The sequence below is a fragment of the Acidovorax sp. NO-1 genome (genome assembly GCF_000238595.1).
Lineage (GTDB): Bacteria > Pseudomonadota > Gammaproteobacteria > Burkholderiales > Burkholderiaceae_C > Acidovorax.
In genome coordinates this window covers 1-25,931 of the sequence record NZ_AGTS01000044.1, presented here as the reverse complement: position 1 = coordinate 25,931, position 25,931 = coordinate 1, and the positions used below count along the sequence as shown (strand labels likewise).

Below are 25,931 nucleotides of genomic sequence, written 5' to 3'. Positions count from 1 at the left end.
CCCCCGCATTCCACAGGAGAACAACAATGGGTTTTCTGACCGGCAAAAAGCTGCTCATCACGGGCGTTCTGTCCAACCGCTCCATCGCCTACGGCATCGCCAAGGCCTGCCACGACCAGGGTGCCGAGCTGGCTTTCAGCTACGTGGGCGACCGCTTCAAGGACCGCATCACCGACTTTGCCGCCGAGTTCAACTCCAAGCTGATCTTTGACTGCGATGTGGCGAGCGATGAGCAGATCGAGCGCATGTTTGCCGAGCTGTCCGCCACCTGGCCCAAGTTTGACGGCTTTGTGCACAGCATCGGTTTTGCCCCGCGCGAGGCGATTGCGGGCAATTTTCTCGACGGCCTGTCGCGCGAGAACTTCCGCATTGCGCACGATATCAGCGCCTACAGCTTCCCTGCCATGGCCAAGGCTGCGCTGCCCTACCTCAACGACAAGTCTTCCCTGCTCACCCTGAGCTACCTGGGCGCGCTGCGTTCCATCCCCAACTACAACACCATGGGCCTGGCCAAGGCGAGCCTGGAAGCCAGCGTGCGCTACCTGGCCGAGGCTGTGGGCCGCACCGAAGATGGCCGCAGCATCCGCGCCAACGGCATCAGCGCCGGGCCCATCAAGACGCTGGCCGCCAGCGGCATCAAGGACTTTGGCAAGCTGCTGTCGCGCGTGGCCGATGCCTCGCCCCTGCGCCGCAACGTGACCATTGAAGACGTGGGCAATGTGGCTGCCTTCCTGCTGTCGGACCTGGCGTCGGGCATGACGGCCGAGATCACCTATGTGGACGGCGGCTTCAGCCAGACGGCAGGGCTGTCGGCCGACCAGGTCTGATCTGCAAACTTAACGTAAAAATGGGCTCTAGCGCTTATCCATCAAGCGCCATCAGCTATTTATTTTATAGCACTCCATCTCCGGCCCGCCGACGCTTCATCAGCGTTCTGGCAAGGGCCCTGCCCTTGGCCGCCCTGTTGCCTGCACCGGCCTGGGCGCAGGCGGCAGACGCGCCCGCCCTGCTCCTGGCCAACGTGTACCGGCCGGGCATGCCGCTGGCGGACTACTGGGTGAGTGAAAAATACGACGGCGTGCGCGGCTACTGGGACGGCCATACCTTGCGCACCCGCGGCGGCGAACCCGTGCAGGCCCCGGCATGGTTTACCGCAGGCTGGCCAGCCACGCCCATGGACGGCGAACTGTGGGCCGGGCGCGGTCGCTTCAGCACCGCGCAGTCCACCACGCGCCAACAGCAACCCCAAGATACCGCCTGGCGCGGCATCCGGTTCATGGTGTTTGACTTGCCGCAGCACGGCGGCGTGTTCGACGAACGGCTGCCCGCACTGCAGGCGCTGGTGCAGCGTATCCACCAGCCCTGGGTACAGGCCGTGCCACAACAACGCATTGCCCACGACGCAGCCCTGCAGGCCCTGCTGCACAAGACGGTACGGGCTGGTGGCGAGGGGCTGATGCTGCACAAGGGTAGCTCGGCGTACCGGGCTGGACGTAGCGACGATCTCATCAAGGTCAAGTCCCACGAGGACACCGAGGCCCGCGTGGTGGCGCATGTGCCCGGCAAGGGCAAGCACGCGGGGCGCATGGGCGCGCTGCTGGTGGAGATGCCTTCAGGCCAGCAGTTCAGGCTGGGCGCAGGCTTCAGTGATGCGCAGCGGGCAGACCCGCCGCCCGTGGGCAGCTGGGTGACCTACCGCTTTCGCGGCACGCACGACGGCGGCCTGCCGCGCTTTGCGAGTTTTGTGCGGGTGCGCGAGGACATTCCGCCTGCCCGGTGACGGCTGCAGCACTGGCGCCTGCCCGACGCCGAACGCGGTGGCCCGGCGGCTTTGCGGCAGGCAGGCTGCACCGCTCATCAGTTGGGCAACAGGACCTTGTCTACCACGTGGATCACGCCGTTGGACTGGTACACATCGGCAATCGTCACCGTGGCTGTACCGCCCTTTTCATCCGTCACCATGATGGCGTTGCCGTTGGCCTTGGCCGTGAGCTTTCCGCCCGCCACGGTCTTGATGCTGGCCATGCCTTTGCCGTCGGCAATCATCTTGGACAGCGCAGCGGCGTCATACTTGCCTGCCACCACGTGGTAGGTGAGCACCTTGGTCAGCGTGGGCTTGCTCTCGGGCTTGAGCAGCGTGTCTACCGTGCCTGCAGGCAATGCGGCAAATGCGGCATTGGTGGGCGCAAAAACGGTGAACGGGCCTGCGCCCTTGAGCGTCTCGACCAGGCCGGCCGCCTTGACCGCCGCCACCAGGGTGGTGTGGTCTTTGGAGTTCACAGCGTTGTCGATGATGTCCTTGCTGGCCAGCATGGGCGCACCGCCCACCATGACCTGGGCCATGGCAGGCATTGCGGCAGCCCCCAGGGCAGCTGCAAGAGCGATGGTGGCAAGGCGGGCGTTGAATCGAAGGGTCATGAAGATCTCCTGAGGGTGGTGTGAAGACAGTCACCGCATGACAATCACGCGGCTGACAGTCAATACGGCAGCACCACTGCAGCGGATTCAAGCCCATGAAAAAATCGCTCCGCCAGTCAAGCCGGGGAGCGATTTTTGGTGTGCAGGTGCAGACACCCGCACCAAGACGGTAGTTATACGTTGCGGCCGTAAGGTCCGTCATCCCCTACCTGCACCAGGTTCTCGGCCGTGGCCAGGGGCTTGGGGTTCTTGCGGGAGGGTTTGCCGTCGGCCACGCAGTCGGCGTAGTAGCGCACCTGCCCGTTTTCGTCTTCCACTTCCACCAAGCCGTGGATGTCGGTCTCGAAGCCGGGGCACAGCTTGGCAAACTCACGCGCGAACTTGAGGTAGTCCACGATCTTCTTGTTGAACACCTCGCCCGGGATCAAGAGTGGAATGCCTGGTGGGTAGGGCGTGACCAGGCCCACGGTGATACGGCCTTCCAGGTCGTCGATCTCCACGCGCTCGGTCTGGCGGTGGGCGATGTGCGCGTAGGCGTCCGAGGGCTTCATGGCGGGCGTCAGGTCCGACAGGTACATCTCGGTCGTCAGGCGCGCAATGTCGTACTTGGCGTACATCTCATGCACGTGCTGGCAAAGGTCCTTGAGACCCATGCGCTCATAGCGCTTGTGCTGCTGGCAGAACTCCGGAAGGATGCGCCACATGGGCTGGTTCTTCTCGTAGTCGTCCTTGAACTGCTGCAGCGCAGTCAGCAGCGTGTTCCACCGGCCCTTGGTGATGCCGATGGTGAACATGATGAAGAAGCTGTACAGACCGGTCTTTTCCACCACCACGCCGTGTTCGGCCAGGTACTTGGTGACGATGGACGCGGGAATGCCGGTCTTGTCGAACTTGCCATCCAGGTTCAGGCCCGGCGTGACGATGGTGGACTTGATAGGGTCCAGCATGTTGAAGCCGTCGGCCAACTGGCCGAAACCGTGCCACTTGCTGCCGTTCTTCTTGCCCTTGCCATCGCTGCGGATGATCCAGTCCTCGGCGCGGCCCAGGCCTTCGTCCACCAGCTTGTCCGGGCCCCAGACCTTGAACCACCAGTCGTTCTTGCCGAAGTCTTCTTCCACCTGGCGCATGGCGCGGCGGAAGTCCAGCGCTTCAAGCAGGCTCTCCTCCACCAGCGCGGTGCCGCCGGGCGGCTCCATCATGGCGGCGGCCACGTCGCAGCTGGCGATGATGCTGTACTGCGGGCTGGTGGACGTGTGCATCAGGTAGGCCTCATTGAAGAGGTGCCTGTCGAGCTTGGCCGTCTGCGAATCCTGCACCAGCACATGCGATGCCTGGCTGATGCCGGCGAGCAGCTTGTGAATGGACTGCGTGGCGTAGGTCACCGAATACTTGGGGCGCGTGCGCTTCTTGCCCATGGCGTGGTAGCTGCCGTAGAACGGGTGGAAGGCCGCGTGCGGCAGCCAGGCCTCGTCAAAGTGCAGGTTGTCCACGTAGCCATCGAGCATGCCCTTGATGGTTTCGGTGTTGTAGAGCACGCCGTCGTAAGTGCTCTGCGTGAGCGTGAGCACGCGCGGCTTGACCTTCTTGGCGTCCACGCCCTTGAGCAGCGGGTTGGCCTTGATCTTGGCCTCGATGGCCTTGGGCTCGAACTCGCTTTGCGGGATTGGGCCGATGATGCCGAAGTGGTTGCGCGTGGGCTTCATGAACACGGGAATGGCCCCGGTCATGATGATGCTGTGCAGGATGGACTTGTGGCAGTTGCGGTCCACCACCACCACGTCGCCGGGCGCCACGGTATGGTGCCACACCATCTTGTTTGACGTGCTCGTGCCATTGGTCACGAAGAAGCAGTGGTCGGCGTTGAAGATGCGCGCGGCGTTGCGCTCCGATTCACCAATGGCGCCGTTATGGTCCAGCAACTGGCCGAGTTCTTCCACGGCGTTGCAAACGTCGGCGCGCAGCATGTTCTCGCCGTAGAACTGGTGGTACATCTGGCCCACGGGGCTCTTCAAAAACGCCACGCCGCCGGAGTGGCCGGGGCAATGCCAGCTGTACGAGCCGTCTTCCGCATAGTCGAGCAGTGCCTTGAAGAACGGCGGCTGCACGCTTTCAAGATAGCTCTTGGCCTCTCGGATGATGTGGCGCGCCACGAACTCGGGCGTGTCCTCGAACATGTGGATGAAGCCGTGCAACTCGCGCAGGATGTCGTTGGGCAAATGGCGGCTGGTCTTGGTCTCGCCGTGCACATAGATGGGCACCTCGGTGTTCTTGCGCCGCACTTCGCCGATGAAATTGCGCAGGCTCAGAACGATGGGATCGAGCCCGTCGCCACCGGAGAACTCTTCATCATCAATCGACAGGATGAACGCGCTGGCCCGGCTTTGCTGCTGGGCAAACTGCGACAGGTCTCCATAGCTGGTGACGCCAACCACCTCGAACCCCTCGGACTCGATGGCCTGCGCCAGCGCGCGGATACCGAGGCCCGACGTGTTCTCGGAACGATAGTCTTCATCGATGATGATGATGGGAAAGCGAAACTTCATGCGCAGCCTCCGTGCAACCGTGCCCTGCCCGGCCAAAAAACGAAATAGGCGCGAAGTGTAAGGAATAACGTTGTCACGCCTTTGAACTGCAACCCTTTTGTCCCAGAATGTGGTGCACTAAACACAATCACAACAAGGAGTTGGCTATGGAGGAATCCACCATCTGGTGGCTGGCAGCAGGGGCCGTGGTCGTCGCGGAGCTCGTCACCGGGACGTTCTATTTGCTCATGGTGGCGGTCGGGCTGGTGGCGGGGGCCCTTGCGGCACATCTCGGCGTGCCTTTATCGCTGCAGATGGTGGCTGCAGCTGCCCTGGGAGGTGGCGCCGTGCTGGCCCTGTACTTCCAGAAAAAGAAACGCCCCGGAGACCCCTCGGCACGCGCAGACCGCAGCGTGAACATGGATGTGGGCGAGACCATTCTGATCGAGAGCTGGAACCCCGATGGCACCACCACCGTGAAATACCGGGGGGCGCAGTGGACTGCCATCCATCGGCCCGGGGTCACGCCCTCCACCGGCATGCACCGCGTCGCTGAGCTGGTGGGCAACCGCCTGCTGGTAGACCCCGTGTAAACCTGCCTCGGCCGGCCCCTTCAATCTCCTTATTTACTAAAAAGGTCTTCCATGGAAAAAACCGCCATTGCCGCCGTCGTCTTCGTGATCTTCCTGGTCTTCGTGATCCGGTCGGTCAAGGTCGTGCCCCAGCAAAACGCCTGGGTCAAGGAACGTCTGGGAAAGTACGCAGGCACCCTGACACCCGGCCTGAACTTCCTGATTCCGTTCATTGACAAGGTTGCCTACAAACACAGCCTCAAGGAAATCCCGCTCGACGTGCCGAGCCAGGTGTGCATCACACGAGACAACACGCAGCTGCAGGTGGACGGCATCCTGTACTTCCAGGTGACCGACCCCATGCGCGCCAGCTACGGCTCCAGCAACTACATCATGGCCGTCACCCAACTCGCCCAGACCTCGCTGCGTTCGGTCATCGGCAAGCTGGAACTCGACAAGACGTTTGAAGAGCGCGACATCATCAATGCCCAGGTCGTGCAGGCCATTGACGAAGCCGCGCTGAACTGGGGCGTGAAGGTGCTGCGCTACGAAATCAAGGATCTGACGCCGCCCAAGGAAATCCTGCACGCAATGCAGGCGCAGATCACCGCTGAGCGCGAGAAGCGCGCGCTGATTGCCGCCTCAGAAGGCCGCAGGCAGGAGCAGATCAACATCGCCACCGGCGAGCGCGAGGCCTTCATCGCCCGCTCCGAGGGCGAAAAACAGGCTGTGATCAACAAGGCCCAGGGCGAAGCCGAATCCATCAAGGCCGTGGCCGAAGCCAATGCACAGGCCATTGAACGCGTCGCCGCAGCCATCCGCCAGCCAGGTGGCGAACAGGCGGTGCAGCTCAAGGTGGCCGAAAAGGCCGTGGACGCCTACAGCCAGGTCGCCTCGGATGCGACCACCACCCTCATCGTCCCGAGCAACATGACCGAAGTGTCGGCACTGATCGGTTCGGCGATGAAAATGGTGCAGACATCGCAGAGAGCGGGTTGAGATAGCACAGCGGACGATATTTTCAGACCGTGGCCGGCAGTGACCGGTAGGCACCCAATCCTGTGGCTATAATCGAGGGCTTCGGAGAGGTGGATGAGCGGTTTAAGTCGCACGCCTGGAAAGCGTGTGTGGGCTAATCCCCACCGCGGGTTCGAATCCCGCCCTCTCCGCCAGATACAGCCCTAAGTCATTGATTTTCAAAGACTTTTAGCAAAGTCATAAAACCGTTATACGGCTGGTTATACGGTTGCTTTCAGTCAGTTTTGGCTCAGAAAGTGGCACCCCCACCAGCCTGAAGAAGTTCTAGCGCCCCAGGCCCTAGAACTTTTTTCATTGGTGGCTTCCCTTTTCACATCAACCCCGACCAGCCCGGTACCAAGCGCCAGCGCAGCCCCCTGCGGCTTTCCCGCCAGCGCCACCATGCCGCACATCAACAGCCAGTGCTCGGTCGCCTTGAGCCCCGTCTCCAGTGCGCAGCGCTTCACGTCAGCCACCGGCATATCTCTAGGCACCCATACCGCTTCATCCCAGTGCCATGTCGCGAGCCATGTGGTTTGGTAACCGCCATTTGCACTGGCATACCGCAACTGCGGCACCCGGTGCCCCGCAGCCTCAAACCGCTCGGCAATGGCCGCTTGTTGCACCGCCGACAGCCGCCCCTCCCCCTGAATCTCCAGCCATAGCCCCAACCCCTGCGCCCAACTCCGTTGGCGCAATCGCAGCGCGGTGACCATAGGGGTGTTAGCTTGTAGTTCCCTCGCCTGAGGTTCCAGCACCACGCCAGCTTCGCCGTAACGCAATGCCGACGTTGGTGACAACTCAACACGCCATTCGTCGCTACTCGCGGCGGCGCTTGTTTCTTGGGCTACATGCACCTGCAAGGCCTCGGCCACACACTGCCACCACAGCACCCGCAGGCCCGGCGCATCGTCAACCCCCATCGCTGCCCGCTCCCAATGGGCTACTTGCCGGGCCAGCACCCTTTGCGGCACACCCATCGCCTCTGCCGCATCTCTGAAAGCCAGCATGGCAGGCCCTTCACTGACCGAATGCCCCAGCGCCCTGCGCGCAAACCGCAGTACCCAGGCATGGTCGGTGCGCCCCGACTTGGCTTGCCACAACAGCACCACTGCCACAGCGCCCAGCGTATCGAGCGATTCCCGCAAGGCTTCCTCAAACCCACTCGTACCCATCCACGCATGCCACTGCACCAGCTCGGTAACGTCATACGCTGCCATGAACCACACCAGCAAGCGCAGCGCCCGTACATGTTCAGGGGCCTCCACACCCCATAGCAAGCGCGCCACTTCGGCATCGCCTTCGTCACTTTGCGGGTACTGCTCCAGCAAGCCCTGCAGATCCCGCCAGGACGCCAAGCCCAGGCGGTGGCGGGCGTGCTTGCAGAAGTACCGCACTGCAGCCATGCGCTGGGGCTGCGCAGGCGGGGTGTGTAGCGCCGTGTCCAGCACTTCCAGTACCAATTGCGCCGCACCGTCACCGGCTTCTTGGGGGGATGCCAGCCCAGGCAGGGGCAACAGGGGCGGTAACTCCAACAGCGCAGTTAGCAACCGCCCTAGCGGCGGTGGCATCAAGGAATCGTCGGTCATCACAAAGCACCTCCAAACAAAACAGCTCAAAACGAACTCCCGCCAGCCATGTGCTCATGCGGCCATGCGGCAGCGGCACTGGGAGGTCTGCCCAGCGCTACTGAAAGCGGAAGTTCAGGAAGAAGAAAAGGGAAAAAGGGAAAAAGAAAGCGAGCGAAACTGAACGACGCAACTGCCAAACGGCCTACTCGCCCTCTTGCGCCTGCATCACAGGCGACAGCACCAACACCGCGTCGATGTTCACGCGCTCACTGAGCATAGCCACCACACGCCGTGGCTGCTTGCTCGCCCAGCCGGTCAGCATGGCATTCCAGGGCACTAGCGGTATCGGGGCCATGGCCGGGTCCAGCACCAGCAAGTCAGCGGGTTCCTCGGCCTCGAAGCGCAAACCCACGGCCAGCACCCAATGCATGTAGCGCTCCGTAGAAAAGCACACCAAGCACAGCTTTCCATCGGCCAGCGCATCCAAGGTGCGTTCAGCCACGCGTGAGCGCAATTCCTTGCAGTGCACTTGCTCGGCGTAGGGGGCCAGTTGCTGCTGCAGCTCTTGGACCTCGCAGCCATCAAAGTAGTACCGCTGCGCCACTTTGCGCAGCGCTTGCAGACGCACATCGCGGGTGTCCCAAATCAGCGCGTTGCGCCGTACTTGGCCCAGCACCATCAAAGCCATCAAAACGCAGTGGTAGCCGCAAGTGGCATCCACCTCCCCCTGGCGCACATGCAACCGCTGGTTGCCCAACATGGGGCCATGCATGCCAGCACTGATGCGGGGGTGGCAATGGTAGGAATGCAGCATTGCTCAGTATTCCTCCGGCAGCAGCAAGGTGGTCGAGCGCCGGTCGGCCTCCGTGATGATCCACAGCCGATGGTTCGGGGGGATGTCATAGGCCGACAGCAAACGGCTGCCGTAAGTGAGCGCCGCAGCGTTCGCCTCCTTATCCTCTTGGCACAAGTCACCCCAATCCCCGGCAACGTGACGCAGCACAAACGGCAGCGGTGCCAGCTGCAGTGCTTCGAGCATGTCGAGTGCACCGGGGGTGATCAGCACAGTGCCCAAGCTGAACAAGGGAGTGCGTTGTTGTTCGTAGCGCGCGCATGCGGCGGCCTGACCAGGCGAAGAGGTCATGGGAAAACTCCTGAGAAGAAGAGAAAGGGGAAGGGAAAAGAACGAAGCGCAGCTATGCGCTCGGCACCACCGCCTGCACACCCTGGCGCGATCTGCCACCACACAACCCATCACCACCGCGATGACACGGCCACGGCGGTGCCACGCGTGCTGTCATGGCGACAGCCGCGCGCACGCTACCGTGGGGTTACGGCGCGAAGGAAATCAAGCTGGGGGATAGGAGAAACGACCTGGGAATACAGGCGGGGAGAAAGCTGATATTGATATGTCGAATCGATGAAAAATCAAATATCGAGCAATATCATTATATCACAAATCAAAATAAGAAAATAACAGTCGAATATCACTCAATATTCAAACCCTGCAAAGAAAGTCATTCAAAAGCAGATTTTTATGGTAATCACTATTTGAATAGTGCCAAAGGTGCTAAAAGCCCAAGTTTTTAGCGCTATCCTCATAGGCTTGACTGGAAAAAACAAAACCTCATGAACACCTACCAAGAACTACTGGCTCGAAAAGCTGCACTGGATCAACAAATTGCCTTGGCGCGCAAGGCGCAAGCGAAGCAAGCACTGGAGACGGTCCATGAGTTGATAGCCGAGTTTGGCTTTACTGCGCAGCAGGTCTTTCCTTGGAAGCCCGTGGTCAAAAGCGTGGCGGCAAAGTACCGCGACCCGCTGACGGGAGCGAGTTGGAGCGGCAGAGGAAGAGCGCCAAAATGGATCGAAGGTAAGAATCGGGCAGAGTTTTTGGTTTGACTCGCTTGTTGCTGCAAATGCGCGGCAGTGACAGCCCATCTCATCGACGGTCGCTGGTAACGTGGCCGCTTCAGGCTGGCAGCAGTCAATCGATCTCAGTCCGTCATCCGTCCGTTCCTTCCGCAAGCGGGCATTGTCCGCCGCCGATGTGGAGGGCGGCATGGTCCGTAGGTCATCAAGGGACTAGGTGCTGCTCGCTATGGAAAAGTGTGGAAGGCGCACGGTCAGCTATTCTCCATTTTTCCCTACAACCTACAACCTACAACGGCCATACCGATATGACGGACAAGAATATCGAGATCTTCCAGAACCTACACCTCAAAAGTCGCACATCGGCGAGCTTGATTCGCACGACTATCCTGGCGCACGTCCAGGTGCCGTGGCGCCATGACTCAGAGCGAGAAGAAGACATCCGAGACCATGCGGCCGACGACGAGGATGCGATAGTTCTAGTTCGGGACTCATTTGATGATGTCGACGAGTCCGGGCTGGTACTCTGGCAGGAGGGGGAGGGTTACAAAGTTTCCAATATCGTGCCCCGAAACGTCGGCGAACTGGGCATCACCAAGTACAACGCGATCCTGCGCGACTTCGTGGCCAGGATCGCGGAGCCTGCAGCCCGTGCCGGTGGCTTCGAGGTGGAGCTGTCCTCGCCCCATCAGTCTCTGGACGACTGGCTCGACGCAGAACCTGCTGCCGCGCTGAGGCGCTTCTCGCGCTTGGCCAACAAGTCCACGGGGGCTGCGCATCCCATGGACCGAGATCGGTGGTACGCCTTCCTGATCGCGACACACCATGCATCGAAGCGCCCGGACACTGATCAGCTCGTTCGTTGGCTGGTCGAAGTGGAGCATTGGTCCGAAGACAAGGCCCACGAACTAGCAATCGACTATGAATTCGCCCTCGGCCTCCTTGAGCAATACGACCATTCGCGCTCATGAGTTTGAGCTCCCGAGAAATCTCCCGTCTGGTGGGAATGGGGTTACCAGTGCTATGCGTGGACACCTGCACGGTGCTTGATGTTGTTCGCGACATCACTCGCGAGAGTGTCACACCTGCGGACGTCAACGCAGGGCTGGCCCTCCTCGCGATGGCCGAAGTGGGCTCCGGCCTGACCGTGCTCATGGCCGAGCAGGTTAGCTTGGAGATCGCAGGCAACGCAGCGAACGTTGAGCAAGAGGCGCAAACCGCTTTGGAGAAATTCCTTGCGCAGGCGCAGCGCATCCACAATGTGGCTGAGGCTTACGGAGCCCGAGGGCCTCTGCAGGTCCTTCATCTAGATGGCCACGTCCGCCGGGCCAGGCCGGTGCTGGACCGGTGGCTACAGGTTGCCCAGGTAGTGCCGCACAACGATGGCGTGGCCAGTAGGGCACTCAGGCGTGTCAACGAGCCTCGCACGCCTGCGCGACGCGGCAAGGAATCAATGAAGGACTGTGTGATCGTCGAGGTCTATATCGAGACAGCGAGCCAGTTGCGGGCCGCCGGGATGACAGCCCCCATCGTCTTTGCCTCGTCGAACACCAGGGAATACTTCGCGCCAAACACCCGCCACCTTCAGGAAGACATCGCCGCTGACTTTGCGGCTGTGAGCATCGAATACGCCCCGAACTGGGGTGCCGCAAAACACAGCTTGGGACTATCGCATGCATAGTTGCCCCAAACTGAATCGCCCCGGGGTTTTGAGGAGGCTCAACCTTCTGAGAGGATTGAGCCATGAGCAACTCGAATAAGTTCTCGCCCGAGGTGCGCGAGCGCGCGGTGAGGATGGCGCAGGAGCACCGTGGTGAGTAACAACACAAGAGAATGAGCACAAAGACGTGAGATGCGTTGGATTTGAATCGGAAGCGGCCCTTGTAAAGGCCATCATCGCCTGTGTAGCGCACGCAAGGCGTCATGAATATCGAGTGGAGTTAGAGGTGGATGCCGGGGTGGGCGTCGCTGACCTTGTTCTAGCAAAACGATCGCCGCGTAGTACCAAAGCACTGCGAGCTGCCGCGATGGTTTCACCTCGCCTCGCCGTTCTCCTCAAACAAGGCGTAGGTGACGCTATCAAGAGCCGCGCCGAGCTAGCAGCCTTTCTGGGCACCTCCGAAGGCGCTGCGCAAAGAGTCGTAGCGCAGCTGTTAGCAGCGGGCGTCGCAGCGCAGTCAAGGGATTCGTTGACCATCTCGGGCCTTCGAACGCCTCCGTTCGAGCGGCTCATCGCGGTCGAAGCCAAGATAAGTGACTGGCAGCGTGTGCTGGTCCAGGCCTACAGAAATCTGCAGTTCGCGGATGAGTCCTGGGTCGTACTGGACCACGCTTTCGCCAGGCCGGCCATTGCTCAGCTGGACCGTTTTCGAATCGCCGGCGTGGGCCTCGCTTCCGTGGAGCGCGGGCGAGGCCTGTTCATCCACCACGCCGCCGCAACGCAAGGCCCTATGAGCCTCGCAAAGCGATGGCAAGCGCAGTCTGTGCTATCTACCCGCGCCCTTACCCGGAAGATCGTTTCAGGCGCCGTTTAGCACTCGTCGCCATTGCTGCAAGTGGCCTGCTTGCCCATGCTTCTCAAGCGGCACGCCCGCGTGCTCGATTTCTCGGTAGGCCGCCAACGCAGCATCGACCTTGCGAATGAGCAAGGCTCGACGCTCAGCGAGAGATAGAGAGCGAAGCTCGTCGACGTGGTCTTGCATGTTGCGGAAGTAGTGCTTATATAGCGGCGATTGATTGAATGTCGGCTCGACCAAGCGAGCCAATGCCTCATCTGCCCAGGGCGTCGCCCGATAGACCTGTTGCCAAACGCGCGGCGCCCGGTCACGGATTCGCTTGGCATCCTCGAACTGCACCCAGTTAAGCAATCCGGCAAGGTAGATCCGCGCCTTGGGGCCGCGCCGCTCCCCTTCCGATTCAAGGAATTTGTCCACGGAGAAGATGCGAGTGTTCTCGAACGCGCCCATAGTGATGGTTAGATCGCCGGCCGCAGAGTAGAGAAGCCCCTCAGTATTTGTGTAGCCCAAGACTAGGCCTAGACCGGTGTTCAATATATCGGAGAAGAACGCCATGCAATCGGTCAGGAACTGCGCGTCTTGAATCTGTTTGGTGTTGCGCTCATGCTCGTACATCACATAGACCTCGTCCACATTCGGGAACGAGGTAATCCAGTTCAGGACGCGTCGGCGCCAGTCCGCGTCCTGGATCATGGGTGCCGTTAGTGCCACAGACAGGCACAGGGGACGGTTGCCAGCGTGCTCCATGAAAGCGTCAATGGTGAACATCCGCTGTTGGTCGAAGTACGAGGGGTACATCTGGTTGATGTACCTAGTGGGCACGACGACCTTTCTGAATCCTTGGTCGATCTGAAAGTCGATGCAGGCTTTGGCAACCTCAGAGGCGTGCGCAACGAAAGTAGCAGTCTGAAACCCCCCATCGACCTGTTCCGGGAAGAAGGGATACGTCAGAAGCTTTGGCTTGCGTGAGCTGGGAAGATAGAACTGAGGATCGAAAATCGACACAGAGCGCGTCGCAGGCGGCAGCTTTTCCACCGTGGCTTGCGCCTGGTGCAGCGGACTCAGGATCAAGCCGTCACCACACCCGTCCGTCTGGAACGATTCGACATTCCAGTTGCTGTTGTGCCCGACCTGATGAAGTAGTCCCAACGCCATTTGTGCTCCTCTGTTAGTTCGCCAGTATTGCCTGAAGTTCTTCGATGAACAGCACTGGAGTGCGCTGCCGCTGCCACGGCACCTTCATCATTGCTTTAGCCACGAAGTCAGAGAAAGCTCGTGACGCACCCGCGACTGTCTCCAACGGCGGAGGTTCGTACCCGGCCGCAGCAATCATGATTTCGTGCATCTGCATGCCCGGCTTGGAGGCGAAGGGTTCTACGCCGGCCATGAGTCGGTACATGACCACGCCAATAGAGAAAAAGTCCGTCTTGAAGGTCACCGCCTCCTTCTCGTTGGCCATCTGCTCGGGTGCGCCATACCCCGGGGTGAACGGGCCAGGACCAGGACCGTCATGCGTGACCCCGGGCGCGCCAGTCTCTCGCACGATTCCAAGGTCAATGACCATAACTTCACCCGAGGGGCGGATCAGCAAGTTCGCCGGCTTGATATCTCGATGCACGAACTTGCGGTGATGAACCCACAGTGGCAGCAGCGCGTTGGAGATTCCCAGCGCAAGCGTCGCGATGCCCCTCTCATCACCCTTGTACCTGTCGGCCATGTCGCAAAGCGGTGTCGAATCGACGAACTCTTCGATTGAGACGTACAACCGCTCAGCGAGGCGCTCATCGGTGACCGGGTTTTCTGTGAACAGGTTGCAGAACAACAGCCTCGGGAAGCTAGCTGGTCTGACATCCTCAAGGATGGCGGTTTCAGCTTGAAGTCTAGCCAGAGCGGTGTTATCCGCCCCGGACACCACCTTCACGACAATTCCACCCCATGCTTCCCAGCCGTGGAGGAACGGCCTCTGATCCGGATCATTCCCGTCTGGAGGCAGAACGTCCGCCGGAATGCTGGCGTCGACGAAGTGCGCTAAATACACCACACGCTGCCCCGACTCGGCGAGCGGCCTGTCGATCACAAGGCTCGGCAGGCACGCGACTAAGTCGTCGCGAAGCTGTAGCGAATCTCTCGGCACGGCGGGCCTCCTTGGCGCTGTTGAATTTCCCGCTCGGAATACCGAGGAGAGGAGTGTAGACTTTTGTAACCGAAGATAACAGAATCGGACGTGGAGCGAACTAGGAAAGAACACGATCTGGCCGCGATGTGCTGTAGCGGACAATTCTGCCTGCGCGGCGGCGCTCGTGAGTAATACCAACGCGCCTTGCCAACTTGAAGCTATGTCGAGCTTCTTCAGCGAGCGAACGGCGGAGTACGCCATCCTGCCGCCACTCCTCTCGTACCTGAGGCAGAGGTTCGGTGCTGCCGTGCCGATGTACTTTTGGTCGACGCGTGAGGGAAACAGCTTTGCGCAGGAGCGGCATGCCAGTCAGCGATTCCGGGTGTTGGTTGTGTTCGCTCGACGGCCCAAGGTTCTCGATAGTCAGAGCATGCTCGGGAAAATCAACCGAGAGCTGTTCGAGTTCGCGGACCGGGCCATCGTGCATGGTTTACCGAGCGTCGCAGCCTTCCCGGCAGTCAGTGACCTCTTCGAACTCGGCCGCAACTTTCAAACTTACTGGTTCCCCCTCGCGGGACTCCAGCATCAAGACGCGCATTTCAAGGTCCACCTTTCAAGGCCAGATATCGGGCCGGAACCCCTCGACGGATGCCAACTGCCGTCTTGGAAGCTCGACGACGTAGGTGACGCTGTAGCAGCAGCATCGATGCTGATTTGGCGTGATGCAATGCGGGTGATTCGGGATGTTCGGCATGCCCACCGAGTGATACCTGGCGTTGGATTTATCGGCAGAGGCGGCAGCTACATGCCCGTCTACGTCCTAGTCCCAGATTGACCCACGATCCGCAAATTTAAGTGATCACCGGTCGTTACGGGAATAACAGCAGTCGTTCAGCGAAAGCTGCTGAATGACGGCCATCGCTGCGGAGTTGCCAGTGCCATTGGGAAGACTGTTTCAGGGTAAGCGTCAGCTCAGCACCCTCTTGACGAGGTCCTTATGGGATAGTCAGACGTCCAGGATGTGTCGCAGCAAGCCGAAGCCTACGCGCCACTGCGTGCCATCACCGGGGTCGATGGTTGCAGTGCGGCTGTTGATGCGCACGATGGTGCCCACCACGGTCTGCAGGTACTTGTCCTCAAAGGCGACCTTCTCGCCGCAGCGAAAGTCGTTGCGCGTCGGTCGGGGGGCGGCCGGCGGCTCTGGCGCCACAGCTTGAGGGCGTGTTGCAGGATCGGGCAAGGGCGGTTCGATCGCGGCGTAAGGCAACTTCCACTCTTTGCGCTCGCGCAGGTCTTGCAACGTGACCTGCGTGTCACGCATGGCCACCACCTTGCCTTCTCGCAGACTGCCATCGCGCCAGTCCACAAAGCGCACGGTTTGACCCAGGTTCATGTCCTTGCGCACGGCAATGATGCGGCGTGGGTCGGCCAGCAGCCGCTCGATCAGCGTGCTGAGCTGGAACAGCTCCAGGCTGCTTGCGTTCTGCAGGGCGTCCAGCACCCGCGGGTCAATGCCAGACACGCTCATGCCGCCTTGCGTTGTTGATCCGCCTGACGGGACTGCCGCATCAGGTTCCAGGGCAGCAACTCATCAATGCGGTTGATGGGGTGGTCGGCTATGCGGCCGAGCACCTCCCGCAAGTAGGCCTCGGGGTCAATCCCGTTGAGTTTGGCGGTTTGCACCAGGCTGTAGATCGCCGCCGCTTGCTCGCCGCCGGCATCCGATCCCATGAACAGGTAGTTGCCCCGTCCCAAAGCCACCCCGCGCAATGCCCGCTCTGCTGCGTTGTTGTCCATCTCGATGCGCCCATCTTGGCAATACCGCGTCAGAGCCTGCCAGCGTGTCAGGCTATAGCCAATGGCTTTGGCCAACTCCGATTTGGCCGACACCCGACCAACCAACTGGCTCAACCAGACGTGCATCTCCTGCAGCAGCGGCCCGGCACGCGCCTGGCGTTGGGCCTGTCGAATGTCGGGAGGCTTTCCCCGAATGTCACGCTCGATGGCATACAGATCGGCAATGCGTCTGAGCGCCTGTGCTGCGATAGACGTCTCGTCTTTGCCGCTGCTCAGGTACAGGTCCCACCACGGTCGGCGCGCGTGCGCCCAGCATGCTGCCTCGGTGATCTGTCCTGAGGCGTACAGCTTGCCCCAGCCGCCATAGGCATCCGCCTGGAGAATGCCGCGATATTTCTTCAAGTGGCGCTCTGGATGCTCGCCTTTGCGATCTGGGGTGTACTGGTACCAGGCCGACGGTGGCGCACTTGAGCCGATCGGACGGTCATCTCTGACGTACACCCACAAGCGCCCCGTCTTGGTCTTGCCGCGCCCGGGCTGCAGCACCGGCACGGGGGTGTCGTCGGCATGAATCTTGGCAGCCGCCAGGGTGTAGCGCCCCAGTGCGGCCACCAGGGGATCAAGCAATTGACCGGCCTGGTCAACCCAGCCGGCCAGCGTTGAGCGGTCCAGCTCAACACCGCTGCGGGCGTAAATGCCGCTTTGGCGGTAGAGAGGCAAATGGTCACAGTACTTGGACACCAGCACATGGGCCAGCAGGCCGGCACCGGCCAGTCCGCGCGCTATGGGGCGGCTGGGTGCGCTGGCCTGGAAGATGGCATGGCACGCCACGCAGGCCAGCTTGGGACGCACATGCCGGATCACCTTGAAGTGGGCAGGCACGTACTCCAGTTGTTCGGAGACATCCTGTCCTATCTTACGCAGTCGAGCGCCACAAGCGGTGCACCCGCAGGACTGGCCATTTGTGTCCTGGTGCGTGTCGCTGATCTCGGGCAGGTGCTCCCGAACATCGCGCGGCAGGTGCGCGGGCAGACTGCGGTCGATCTGCGGGTCATTGGCGGGGGCCGGTGCAGATGCGGCCTTGGCTCGAGTGACCATCGCGGTCTCGCCACCATCGATCAAAGGCATCTGCGCCGACCACTGTTCGCTGGAGGTACCGAATTCGGAGCGAACCCGGCGCAGCAGTTGCAATTTGAGTTTGTCGACCATCAACTTGAGCAGGGCCACCTCGCTGTCGCGCGCCGCGATGATGCGCAGCAATTCGTCGATGTTCTGGGGCGGTTGATGGGGCGTCGGCACGGTTTTGAGTATGCCCAACTCTGCTGTCTCACCTCATCGGGAATGACCCGCAACTGCCAAGCTTTACGCCGCCAGATCGGGACGGTGCGTGCGCGCCGGCATGCGCCAGTCGATGCCTTCAAGCAGCATCGAGAGTTGGGCTGAGGTCAGAGACACGCCGCCGGATGCAGCTTGCGGCCAGACAAAGCGGCCGCGTTCGAGCCGCTTGCTCAGCAGCAGCAAACCTTGGCCATCAAACCACAGCACTTTGAGGATGTCGCCGCGCCGGCCGCGAAAGACAAAGACGTGGCCACTGAACGGGTTCTCGCTCAAAGCTCCTTGGACCATTGCCGCCAAACCGTCGAAGCCTTTGCGCATGTCGGTGTGGCCGGCCACGATCCACACCCGCGTGTTCGCTGGCAAACCGATCATGCGCGCACCACGGCCAGCACCGCCTTGAGTTGCTCGGTATCCACTGGGCCGCGCAGACGGATGACAGTGCCGCCCACCTCAATCTCCATCACCCCCTTGGGTTGGGTTGGCTGACGAGCGTTTGTGGTGGCCACCACCTCAGCTGGCCGAGCGTCTGCGACGACCGTGACCGGCAACAACGTATGAGGTGAGGACTGCCAGTGCTCGAGTTTCATCCAGCTGCGAAGCTGGTTGGCGTTGACACCGTGGCGAAGTGCCAGGCCGGCAACCGAAACCTCTGGCTTGAGCGCTTGCTCCACCAGCCAGGCCTTGAAGGCCGAGACGTAGATGCGCTTGCCGTTGCGCATGACTCGCTCCACCGTCGGGCCGTTCCACTCTGGGGTGTGTCCACTGTCTTGCATATGGACATATCCTGCATTGACCCTCCGCTCCTCACAAGAAGGGCCTTGGGGCCACGCTTACGTTTCAGGCTGGGAGCGGGTCGTCAGTCATTCCTGGCCAATGACCGCTCATTCCCCGACCGGTCATCTGGGTGGTTAGCGCATTGCCTCAACCAGGCGGCGGGAGCGAAACCAGGGGCTCAGTAGTGGTTGACCTACGGATGCTCTACGGTCAGAGATGATCGGATCCGAGGCATATGACAAAAGCGGGTGCTGTTGAGTTGGTGCGCCTACGTCCGGAAACCATTCATCCACTCCATGCCATACATGGGCACTAGTTGCGGGGGGCGGGCGTGCATGGATATATCGCGCCTTCGGTTTGTCTTGGCTATGCCCGCGCTGGTATTCCCTGCCGATTGCGTTTGTCCACTGCCACGCGGAAAGCTTCAAGGTTTTCGATGTCTGCCAAGAGTTCTTCCGGATCCGGAATTGGAAGCCGTCCAACCGGGCTGGCCGCATCGTGCTCAAACTTCGAGCTCTTCGACATACCAGCTTCGATCTGCTTGTAGTCATCGTCAGTCACTACAACGGCTTTGAGCTTTTGTGTGGACACGCCTTCGCCAAAACGTTGGACAACGCCATTGAACAAGACTTCTTCGACACAACGCTCCCAGGCTAGGCGCAGTCGCCCGTAAGCCGCAGTAGTTAGCATTCGATGACGGTCATCATCTCCGTCTTTTTTGGCTCGCTGGGCATCTACTTGCATTTGCCGTAATTGACCCACACGCGCCTTGGTTCCTTCGACATCGAACGGGAGACTTTGGGAGTGGACGCCAAAGCCGTTGACAGTCCTTCGGATGTAGTTCTTGGCCAGCGATGCGCCAACGGCCTCAGCCTTCTGTTCCAAGATTGCGAGGAAGTAGATGTCGTGGGTGAAGATGATCACCTGCCTGACTTTGGATTCCTGCGCGAGGCGCTCTGCCACCTCCCAACGGCGTCGATGGTCAAGGGAGGAGACGGGGTCGTCAAAGACAATGCCACCTTTGCCCTTTCCGAGTTTGATCTCCGCCAAGAAGGATGCGATGGCGATGGCACGTTGTTCACCTTCGCTTAGGACTGCGGATGGCGCGCCACCTCCGGGAAGCTGCAGCGTCAGCTTGAATTGAGTTTTGCCCCCTGGGGACTCGGGCTTCATGCCGATATACAACTCATGGACTTTGAGGCAGCGAAGCTCAGCATTGAGCGCATCAGCGAGTTCTTGGCTGGCCATCGTCCGTGAAAGCTCTGTGGATTTGCGAGATATCGCGCGTGTATCCATTGCATTGATGCACGCCTGCAGCTTCGCGCACAGATCGTGTTTGGCGATTGCATCGAGCACCGCCGCCTTTACTTCGGCAAGGCGCTTTCGAGCCTCCAACTCCAGCTTTTCCTGCTCCATGGCCGCCTTCGACTTCTCATCGGCGGTGGCCTCAAGCGCCGTGGCCTGTTCGATTAGGCTGGATGCATGAGCCTCAAGCTTGCCGCAAGGGATCTCGGCGATAGGTTGAATCTGCTCCCAAGCAAGCTTCCCTGCGGACGCCTCCATGCTCTGCCGCTGGCGGGTGGTAAGGCAGCTCTGCAGAGCTGTGCACTGATCGGCAAGGGCCGCATCGATCTCTTTCAACTCCTCAGCTAGAGCTGCCCCAATCAGTAAGTTCAAGTTAGCTGCCTGCAAAGCCCTGTAGGCTGCCTCAGCCTCGGCTCGGGCATTCTTGGCCCTCGCCTCGGAATCCTGCTGTATGAACGCCTCGAAGCGCGACATGCGAGCTGAGCCGTCACTGCCCAAGACGTTTTGGCACAGCGGGCAGAATGCACCATCGGGCAACTCTCCCATTTGCTGATCCGGGAGCGAAATCCTTGCGAAAGCTCTGGCGGACTCGAACAGCGCCTTCCATTCCTCGCCACCCGTTCCGGGCAACTGTCCTTCCTTTGCCTTGAAGTCCGCAGCGGCAAGATCGGCTGCAGCCTTGGCTACTTTCGACCTTTCAATCAACTCCTGCAAGGCGGCAATCTTGGCGCTGTCGATCAGTGGCAATGCAAGGTCGATGCGGCCCTTAAGCTCTTTCAATCGTGCTGCCCGCTGCCTCAAGGCTTGCGCCTTTTGCTTTGGATCCGTCTCTGAAAGGGTTTTGGTCAGCAGTTCAAGCCGCGAAAACTCAGCATCGGAAAGCGTAGCGAGGGCTTCAATGTCGGCGGCTTTTGTTGCGCCAGGAATGGCCAGCAGGGCCCGTCCCACCGGTGTTTGCTGCGTGGCAATGGCTGCGTATGCTGCATTGGTAGGCGTATTAGCTGCCTTCTCTTGCGTGGCCAGTACTCGCAGCTTCCCGCAGAGCCCCACCAAAACTTCCAATATGTCCAGACCATAAGGGCGATAGGCAAAGTCGCCATGATTGTCGATATAGGCCCTGGCGCAGTGGGTGTCGAAGATGGCGATCTCCGATAGCGGCTCCGGAGGAGTGCTGCCAACTGTCCACGTGAGTTCAGACTTGGCTCCATCGATGACCACGTCAAACTTTGCAGAGGGCTTCCCAGCCTTCGCAGGATCCATCTTCGCGTCAGGAAGGATGGCTTCGCGCTGATCGCGCGCACGGCAGGCGTGCTTGAGGATTCGCGAGTATCCCGACTTGCCTGCACCGTTCTCACCATAGACTACCGTCAAGCCAGCTTCTGCGATTGGGAGGCTGCCTCCCGAAGCCAAGGCATTGACGTTTGCAAGTTCCTTGATTGCAAGCAGTTGCACAAGTCGGGCTGGATCGGAAGGGGCCGCCACCTGCGCATCGTCGAGTGCTTTGGGTAGGCGATCCTCTGGGTCTTCAATTCCCGCCTCGCTCTTGGCGAGGGCATACAGATTTCCAACTACCTCCGCGTTCAAATCGCGGCTCTCGTAGATGCGCGCGATGGCGTCTTGTTGCCAGGCGGGGAGGCCTTTCGACCAAGCATGAATTTCTTGAAGAATCGTCACCAGCTACCTCCTTTGATTGCGGTGTCGCCGGGGGGAGTTGACTTTTACGCTCCAGCTCGAAGATGGTATGTCACCTTTTAGGAGGTAGCCACCTTCATGCGTCACATGGTCGTCGACGTCAGCGACCACTTGCTGCCAGTCAGCGTGAATTCGGCTAGTGCAAGCGAAGGGCAGCTCTCGCTGCACAGCAGTCGCTTAGCGCAGCAATTCGCGTTCTGGTATCGGCACAGCACCCCACTAGCTGCTTCCCGGCCTTCGAGCGCCCCACTGTCACTCAGGCATGATCAAACGCTTGCGCCAAAATAGTGCAAACGCCACAAAAACATCGGGAGGAACCATGGCCAGACGCAAGAAATCCAGTCCATTAGAAGATGTCCTGGACTTGCTTGCCATGCTCCCCTGGTGGGTCTGCCTGGTGCTCGCAGCGGTCAGCTATTTCTTGCTGCACCGCCTAGCGGTACCCATCCAAGCCTCTGACATTCAAGGCCAAGGAGGCGCCATGGTGGGGGCCATGATGCAAAAGGCCATCATCCACGGCCTGGCAAACGCCGGTCAGTACATCGTGCCGCTGCTGTGTATTGCAGCGGCAGCCCTTTCAGCCTGGCGGCGCAAACAGCGCCAAGCCCTGGTTTCGGACGTGGCACAAGCACGCAATGCCGACGCCCTGGACGGCATGAGCTGGCGGGAGTTTGAGCTGCTGGTCGGTGAAGCCTACCGACTGCAGGGATACCGCGTGGCAGAAATCGGCGGGGGCGGCCCTGATGGCGGCGTCGATCTCGTTCTGGTCAAGGGGTCAGAAAAATTCTTTGTGCAGTGCAAACAGTGGAAGGCCTACAGAGTGGGCGTGACCACCGTGCGTGAACTCTATGGCGTCATGGCTGCCAAAGGCGCCACAGGCGGCTTTGTCGTCACCTCGGGGCGGTTTACGACCGATGCCAAAGACTTCGCCCAAGGGCGCAACATCGAACTCGTTGACGGCCCTCGGCTCTTTGCCATGATTCAGCAGGCTCGGAGCACCCAAGGCCAACCAGTAGCCCCACAACGCGAGATTCCCAGCTCAATGGGGAGCCCGGCACCTCAACCCCAATCGGCAGTCCAAGCTCCCCAGGCTACCGCCAAGGCTCCTGCCCAACCTGAATGCCCACGTTGTGGTGCCTCTATGGCACTGCGCACCGCTAGACAAGGGGCCAATGCCGGCAACACATTCTGGGGCTGCACCACCTACCCCAAATGCCGGGGAACCGCGGCTGCCAGCTAGTTCGAGTTTGAAACCAATGCGCTTATTGTCTTCTTCAGGTTTGAACCTGACTCGCCACCTTCATTGGTCGTTCGCCCTGCTGGGCCTGTTGAGTTTCAGTTTCCCTGCCCACGCCCAAAAACCTGTCTACCGCTGCGAGACGGCAGGCAAGGTGAGCTACTCTGATGCACCTTGTGTAGGGGCCAAGGAAATTGACACGACACCCACACAAGGCATGGACAAAATGACCGGTGCCAGCCGCAAGGGCGCTGATGTGCAGCGGGCTGAACACAATGCCTTGATGGCCGATGCCTTGAAGCCACTAACAGGCATGACCCCTGAGCAGTACCGGGTCCACAAGCACCGATTCAAACTCAGCCCTAGAGACAAAGCGGAATGCACCCGGCTGGATACCGAACTGCCTGAACTCAAGCAGCGAGCCGCCACAGCCACTCCCACTGACAAAGCCCTGGCCGACGTGGAGCTGTACAAAGCTCGCAAACAGTTCAACGACCTGAACTGCTAGCTCAGATCCCCTTGAGCAGGGTTAGCACCTGCTCCGGCACTGCATTGGCTTGCGCCACCATCGCAGTGCCTGCGTTTTGCAGGATTTGCTGTCGCGCCAGTTGCGCAGTCTCTTGGGCAAAGTCGGCGTCAACGATACGTGCGCGGGCGGCTGCGGTGTTTTCTGACGAGATTTCCAAGTTGGCAATGGTGGCCTCGAAACGCGACTGCACGGCACCCAAGTCAGCACGCGCTCTAGATACTTGGTTGATGGCCGCATCAAAGATACGTAGAGATCGACTTGCATCCGCTGTGGAATCAAAAGATATCTGATCTATTGTTGTTTGTTTGGCGGAAAACCAGCCGTTGGATGGTAAGAGGCCGATTTCATTTCCATCAACGTCATAACCACCATCCCACTTCAATGAAATTGGGGAATCAGACACATATGAAATATCCCCAATGGCGTATGCGTCGTCAACTCCAAACTGACCGCTGCCCAACATGGAATTCGCACCATAGAACCAACTATATGAAACTCCATATTCACTATAGTTGGCATCTGCCAAGCTGACAAACGCAGCTGGATTGGAGTTATTTAGCACATGTATGTTTTCTCCTGTATCGCTCACTAGGCGAAAAATCGGATAGTTGATTGGATTCCCATTTAAATCCGTGGAGCCACTAGGCAGTTCGGCAGGACGGAAATCTTCTGCCCGGATTCCAGTGATGCTCGATAGCTCATTGATGGAGCGCATAGCAGCCAGCCCTGCTGCACTGGAGCCGTCCCAGTTTAATGAGAGTGTTCGCGCTTTGCTGTAGTCTTCGCCAGCAACGAGACTGATTGTCACCAAGCCATTCGGATTCGGGGGGATGACCAAAGTTATTTTCGTTTTAGCTTCTATTGCTACATCATTAGGTGAATTGGATTTCAGTTTTTCTGCAAGATCCGCCATCGACAATATGTCGTCTCCCGGAAATTCAACACCATCAATACCAAAGGTTCTTCCTGCGGGTAGCGAAGTAGCAACCCAGTTATTGAATCCTTGTGAAGCTCCCCGCGACAACGCGAAAGTGTCTTCTAGAAACCTACCGTAAACACCAACAGTGCTTCTCTTCAACGCGGGCACTGACACATCAATGGTTTGCCCCGCGTTGGCTCCCACCTGAAACGTCTGCGCAGTGAAGCTGCCGTCCAAGAGCTTGTGACCATTAAAGTTGGCCGTCTGAGACATGCGCTCAAACTCTTGAAGCAATTGGGAGTATTCGGCAAACAGGGCTTGGCGGTCACTCCGGGAGTTGGTGCCGTTAGCCGCCTGTACCGCCAACTCGCGGCCACGTTGCAGGATTTCGGTCATCTTCTGCATTGAACCTTCGGCCACCTGAGCTAGCGAGATGCCGTCGTTGGCATTGCGCTTGGCGGCATCCATGCCTTTCACCTGCGTCAGCATGCGCTCACTGATCGCCAAGCCCGCAGCGTCATCCTTGGCCGTATTGACACGCATGCCCGAAGACAGGCGCTGCATGGTTGTAGCCAAGCCTGCCTGGTTCGCGCTCAAGTTGCGCTGGGCATTCAGCGAAGGAACGTTGGTGGAAATGGTCAGTGCCATGCCACTTCCGCTGCTCCAATCCACGCCGCAACGGCCCCTATCGCACCAACGCCTATGAGTGCATTCCTCAGTCCATTCAAAGTCTGCCTCCCCGTCATTGATGCTCCTCCTCCTCCTGCTGCTACAGGCCGTCTCGACCTTCGTCTAAAACTACGTAAATCGTAGCAATCGAGAATATTCAGATAGGCAGCCATCAAAGGCAGGAAGTAGCTGGTGATGGCTACGTAATTCGTAGCTTTGAGGCAAATGGGGGGAGGCGGGGTGACAGCCCGAGGCTTTCATCACGCTATCGTGCTCAGAACGTCCTGGCGGGCCACTGAAGAGGTGCTGGCCGCGTTCATCGTCAGGTTGCACGGCCTATACAACGCAACTCGTAGTATCAATAAAGTGGCATAACTACGACTCTCGTAGTCCTATGGGACGAGAGATGTCAGAGGCGGATCAACGGTGGGGAGCCAGGCTCAAGCAGGCTAGGCTCAACGCTGGCTTGTCTCAAAAAATGCTGGGGATCGAAGCTGGGATTGATGCCTTCGTAGCGAGCACGCGGATCAATCGTTACGAGCTGGGCATCCATCGCCCTGACTTGCTCACCGTGCGCAAACTGGCCAAGGTGCTGGGTGTGCCTGTGGCTTTCTTCTTTGCAGATGAAGATGACGAAATAGCGGAAATGCTGCTCCGTTACAGCAAGGCCGCCCCACGTGCTCGCCTGGCCGTTCGGAAATTACTGAGCGAATAGTGGCCGGGAAGCCCCTGGAGAAACTAGCAAAGTAGGCGACATCCCTTCAGCCACGTTCTCCAACTTCGCCCTCACCCGGAATCGCAAGGTCCGTCAGAAATCGCGCTGACAAAGCCGATGCTGTGCTTCTGCCGCACAGAGCTTCCCGTTCAAGCCCCCCCGGAACTCCTAACTTTTCGCTCTTGCCTGTGAAGGCCAAATCGCGCCGAGCGCTGAGGCCTCCAAGGGCCGTTGCACATCACTGACATCGCAATGAGGGGGGGGACAACTTCTCATCAATTGGTTTGCCCCTTAGCAAAACTCTACTGCCCTGATTCAATAGCGTCACTCCGGAGCAATTCTCAACAGCTAA

General features: G+C 59.8%; 27 protein-coding genes, 1 tRNA gene and 1 pseudogene. 14 read left to right on the top strand and 15 right to left on the bottom strand.

The window, feature by feature from the left end:
- Positions 1-26 precede the first annotated feature (26 nt).
- Positions 27-827, top strand: coding sequence for an enoyl-ACP reductase FabI (gene fabI / locus KYG_RS04265; protein WP_008903601.1), 801 nt, complete (start codon positions 27-29; stop codon positions 825-827).
- Between the two features lie 125 nt (positions 828-952).
- Positions 953-1,780, top strand: coding sequence for a DNA ligase (locus KYG_RS04260; RefSeq protein WP_008903600.1), 828 nt, complete (start codon positions 953-955; stop codon positions 1,778-1,780).
- 77 nt (positions 1,781-1,857) lie between these two features.
- Here the strand turns inward: KYG_RS04260 and KYG_RS04255 are convergent, their stop codons facing one another.
- The 4 genes and pseudogenes from KYG_RS04255 to KYG_RS25445 all read right to left on the bottom strand — a co-directional run.
- A complete protein-coding gene (locus KYG_RS04255; RefSeq protein WP_008903599.1) occupies positions 1,858-2,418 on the bottom strand; it encodes a fasciclin domain-containing protein in 561 nt (186 codons plus the stop codon).
- A gap of 173 nt (positions 2,419-2,591) precedes the next feature.
- Entirely contained in the window at positions 2,592-4,523 is a 1,932-nt protein-coding gene (locus tag KYG_RS04250; RefSeq protein WP_369749737.1) for a lysine decarboxylase, read from the bottom strand.
- Positions 4,427-4,636: a DUF6862 domain-containing protein gene (locus KYG_RS25450; RefSeq protein WP_369749736.1), complete on the bottom strand. Its 210-nt coding sequence runs from the start codon at positions 4,634-4,636 to the stop codon at positions 4,427-4,429. The genes KYG_RS04250 and KYG_RS25450 overlap by 97 nt, the downstream gene beginning before the upstream one ends.
- A pseudogene (locus tag KYG_RS25445) lies at positions 4,545-4,961 on the bottom strand (Orn/Lys/Arg decarboxylase N-terminal domain-containing protein); the annotation flags it as partial. The pseudogene KYG_RS25445 and the gene KYG_RS25450, both read right to left, overlap by 92 nt.
- A gap of 146 nt (positions 4,962-5,107) precedes the next feature.
- On the opposite strand from KYG_RS25445, the gene KYG_RS04245 reads away from it, so the two are divergent.
- The 3 genes from KYG_RS04245 to KYG_RS04235 all read left to right on the top strand — a co-directional run bounded on the left by KYG_RS04245 (position 5,108) and on the right by KYG_RS04235 (position 6,684).
- The gene (locus KYG_RS04245) at positions 5,108-5,533 is read left to right on the top strand and encodes an NfeD family protein (protein ID WP_008903597.1); all 426 of its coding nucleotides are present in this window, start codon (positions 5,108-5,110) and stop codon (positions 5,531-5,533) included.
- A gap of 51 nt (positions 5,534-5,584) precedes the next feature.
- A complete protein-coding gene (locus KYG_RS04240; RefSeq protein ID WP_008903596.1) occupies positions 5,585-6,511 on the top strand; it encodes an SPFH domain-containing protein in 927 nt (308 codons plus the stop codon).
- Positions 6,512-6,594: 83 nt separating this feature from the next.
- A tRNA-Ser gene (locus KYG_RS04235) sits at positions 6,595-6,684 on the top strand.
- 84 nt (positions 6,685-6,768) lie between these two features.
- Here KYG_RS04235 and KYG_RS04230 read toward each other — a convergent pair.
- The 3 genes from KYG_RS04230 to KYG_RS04220 all read right to left on the bottom strand — a co-directional run bounded on the left by KYG_RS04230 (position 6,769) and on the right by KYG_RS04220 (position 9,244).
- Complete coding sequence (locus KYG_RS04230) at positions 6,769-8,118, bottom strand: hypothetical protein (RefSeq protein WP_008903595.1); 1,350 nt, start codon at positions 8,116-8,118, stop codon at positions 6,769-6,771.
- Positions 8,119-8,302: 184 nt separating this feature from the next.
- A complete protein-coding gene (locus KYG_RS04225) occupies positions 8,303-8,914 on the bottom strand; it encodes a hypothetical protein (protein WP_008903594.1) in 612 nt (203 codons plus the stop codon).
- Positions 8,915-8,917: 3 nt separating this feature from the next.
- Positions 8,918-9,244, bottom strand: a complete 327-nt coding sequence (locus tag KYG_RS04220) for a hypothetical protein (protein ID WP_008903593.1) — start codon at positions 9,242-9,244, stop codon at positions 8,918-8,920.
- 155 nt (positions 9,245-9,399) lie between these two features.
- On the opposite strand from KYG_RS04220, the gene KYG_RS24250 reads away from it, so the two are divergent.
- The 5 genes from KYG_RS24250 to KYG_RS04200 all read left to right on the top strand — a co-directional run bounded on the left by KYG_RS24250 (position 9,400) and on the right by KYG_RS04200 (position 12,506).
- Positions 9,400-9,690, top strand: coding sequence for a hypothetical protein (locus tag KYG_RS24250; protein WP_139019291.1), 291 nt, complete (start codon positions 9,400-9,402; stop codon positions 9,688-9,690).
- A gap of 39 nt (positions 9,691-9,729) precedes the next feature.
- Complete coding sequence (locus KYG_RS04215) at positions 9,730-10,002, top strand: H-NS family nucleoid-associated regulatory protein (RefSeq protein WP_008903592.1); 273 nt, start codon at positions 9,730-9,732, stop codon at positions 10,000-10,002.
- Positions 10,003-10,280: 278 nt separating this feature from the next.
- The gene (locus KYG_RS04210) at positions 10,281-10,943 is read left to right on the top strand and encodes a hypothetical protein (RefSeq protein ID WP_008903591.1); all 663 of its coding nucleotides are present in this window, start codon (positions 10,281-10,283) and stop codon (positions 10,941-10,943) included.
- A 56-nt stretch (positions 10,944-10,999) separates the two neighbouring features.
- Positions 11,000-11,653: a PIN domain-containing protein gene (locus tag KYG_RS04205; protein ID WP_202798333.1), complete on the top strand. Its 654-nt coding sequence runs from the start codon at positions 11,000-11,002 to the stop codon at positions 11,651-11,653.
- A 346-nt stretch (positions 11,654-11,999) separates the two neighbouring features.
- Entirely contained in the window at positions 12,000-12,506 is a 507-nt protein-coding gene (locus KYG_RS04200; protein ID WP_008903589.1) for a hypothetical protein, read from the top strand.
- Here the strand turns inward: KYG_RS04200 and KYG_RS04195 are convergent.
- The gene (locus KYG_RS04195) at positions 12,492-13,643 is read right to left on the bottom strand and encodes a hypothetical protein (protein ID WP_008903588.1); all 1,152 of its coding nucleotides are present in this window, start codon (positions 13,641-13,643) and stop codon (positions 12,492-12,494) included. The two genes, KYG_RS04200 and KYG_RS04195, sit on opposite strands and share 15 nt — an antisense overlap.
- Positions 13,644-13,656: 13 nt before the next feature.
- A complete protein-coding gene (locus tag KYG_RS23205) occupies positions 13,657-14,622 on the bottom strand; it encodes a protein kinase (protein ID WP_008903587.1) in 966 nt (321 codons plus the stop codon).
- Positions 14,623-14,824: 202 nt separating this feature from the next.
- Here KYG_RS23205 and KYG_RS04185 point away from each other — a divergent pair, with 202 nt between their 5' ends.
- Entirely contained in the window at positions 14,825-15,439 is a 615-nt protein-coding gene (locus tag KYG_RS04185; RefSeq protein ID WP_008903586.1) for a hypothetical protein, read from the top strand.
- Positions 15,440-15,610: 171 nt separating this feature from the next.
- On the opposite strand, the gene KYG_RS04180 is transcribed toward KYG_RS04185, so the two are convergent.
- From KYG_RS04180 to KYG_RS04160, 5 genes are all read right to left on the bottom strand, one after another.
- Entirely contained in the window at positions 15,611-16,132 is a 522-nt protein-coding gene (locus KYG_RS04180; protein WP_008903585.1) for a hypothetical protein, read from the bottom strand.
- Positions 16,129-17,700 (bottom strand): IS66 family transposase, encoded by a 1,572-nt coding sequence (locus KYG_RS04175; RefSeq protein WP_034693102.1) that lies wholly within the window; start codon positions 17,698-17,700, stop codon positions 16,129-16,131. Before KYG_RS04175 ends, KYG_RS04180 begins: the two co-directional genes overlap by 4 nt.
- A gap of 63 nt (positions 17,701-17,763) precedes the next feature.
- Positions 17,764-18,111, bottom strand: coding sequence for an IS66 family insertion sequence element accessory protein TnpB (tnpB, locus tag KYG_RS04170; protein ID WP_008903583.1), 348 nt, complete (start codon positions 18,109-18,111; stop codon positions 17,764-17,766).
- Entirely contained in the window at positions 18,108-18,512 is a 405-nt protein-coding gene (locus tag KYG_RS04165; RefSeq protein ID WP_082753583.1) for a transposase, read from the bottom strand. Before KYG_RS04165 ends, tnpB begins: the two co-directional genes overlap by 4 nt.
- 367 nt (positions 18,513-18,879) lie before the next feature.
- Positions 18,880-21,492: an AAA family ATPase gene (locus KYG_RS04160; RefSeq protein WP_008903581.1), complete on the bottom strand. Its 2,613-nt coding sequence runs from the start codon at positions 21,490-21,492 to the stop codon at positions 18,880-18,882.
- A 337-nt stretch (positions 21,493-21,829) separates the two neighbouring features.
- On the opposite strand from KYG_RS04160, the gene KYG_RS04155 reads away from it, so the two are divergent.
- The gene (locus KYG_RS04155) at positions 21,830-22,750 is read left to right on the top strand and encodes a restriction endonuclease (protein ID WP_034693087.1); all 921 of its coding nucleotides are present in this window, start codon (positions 21,830-21,832) and stop codon (positions 22,748-22,750) included.
- Between the two features lie 40 nt (positions 22,751-22,790).
- Positions 22,791-23,255: a DUF4124 domain-containing protein gene (locus KYG_RS04150; RefSeq protein WP_237707196.1), complete on the top strand. Its 465-nt coding sequence runs from the start codon at positions 22,791-22,793 to the stop codon at positions 23,253-23,255.
- A 1-nt stretch (position 23,256) separates the two neighbouring features.
- Here the strand turns inward: KYG_RS04150 and KYG_RS23565 are convergent, their stop codons facing one another.
- Entirely contained in the window at positions 23,257-24,843 is a 1,587-nt protein-coding gene (locus KYG_RS23565) for a flagellin (protein ID WP_008903578.1), read from the bottom strand.
- A gap of 415 nt (positions 24,844-25,258) precedes the next feature.
- Here KYG_RS23565 and KYG_RS04140 point away from each other — a divergent pair, with 415 nt between their 5' ends.
- The gene (locus tag KYG_RS04140) at positions 25,259-25,579 is read left to right on the top strand and encodes a helix-turn-helix domain-containing protein (RefSeq protein WP_369749734.1); all 321 of its coding nucleotides are present in this window, start codon (positions 25,259-25,261) and stop codon (positions 25,577-25,579) included.
- The last annotated feature ends 352 nt before the right edge of the window (positions 25,580-25,931 follow it).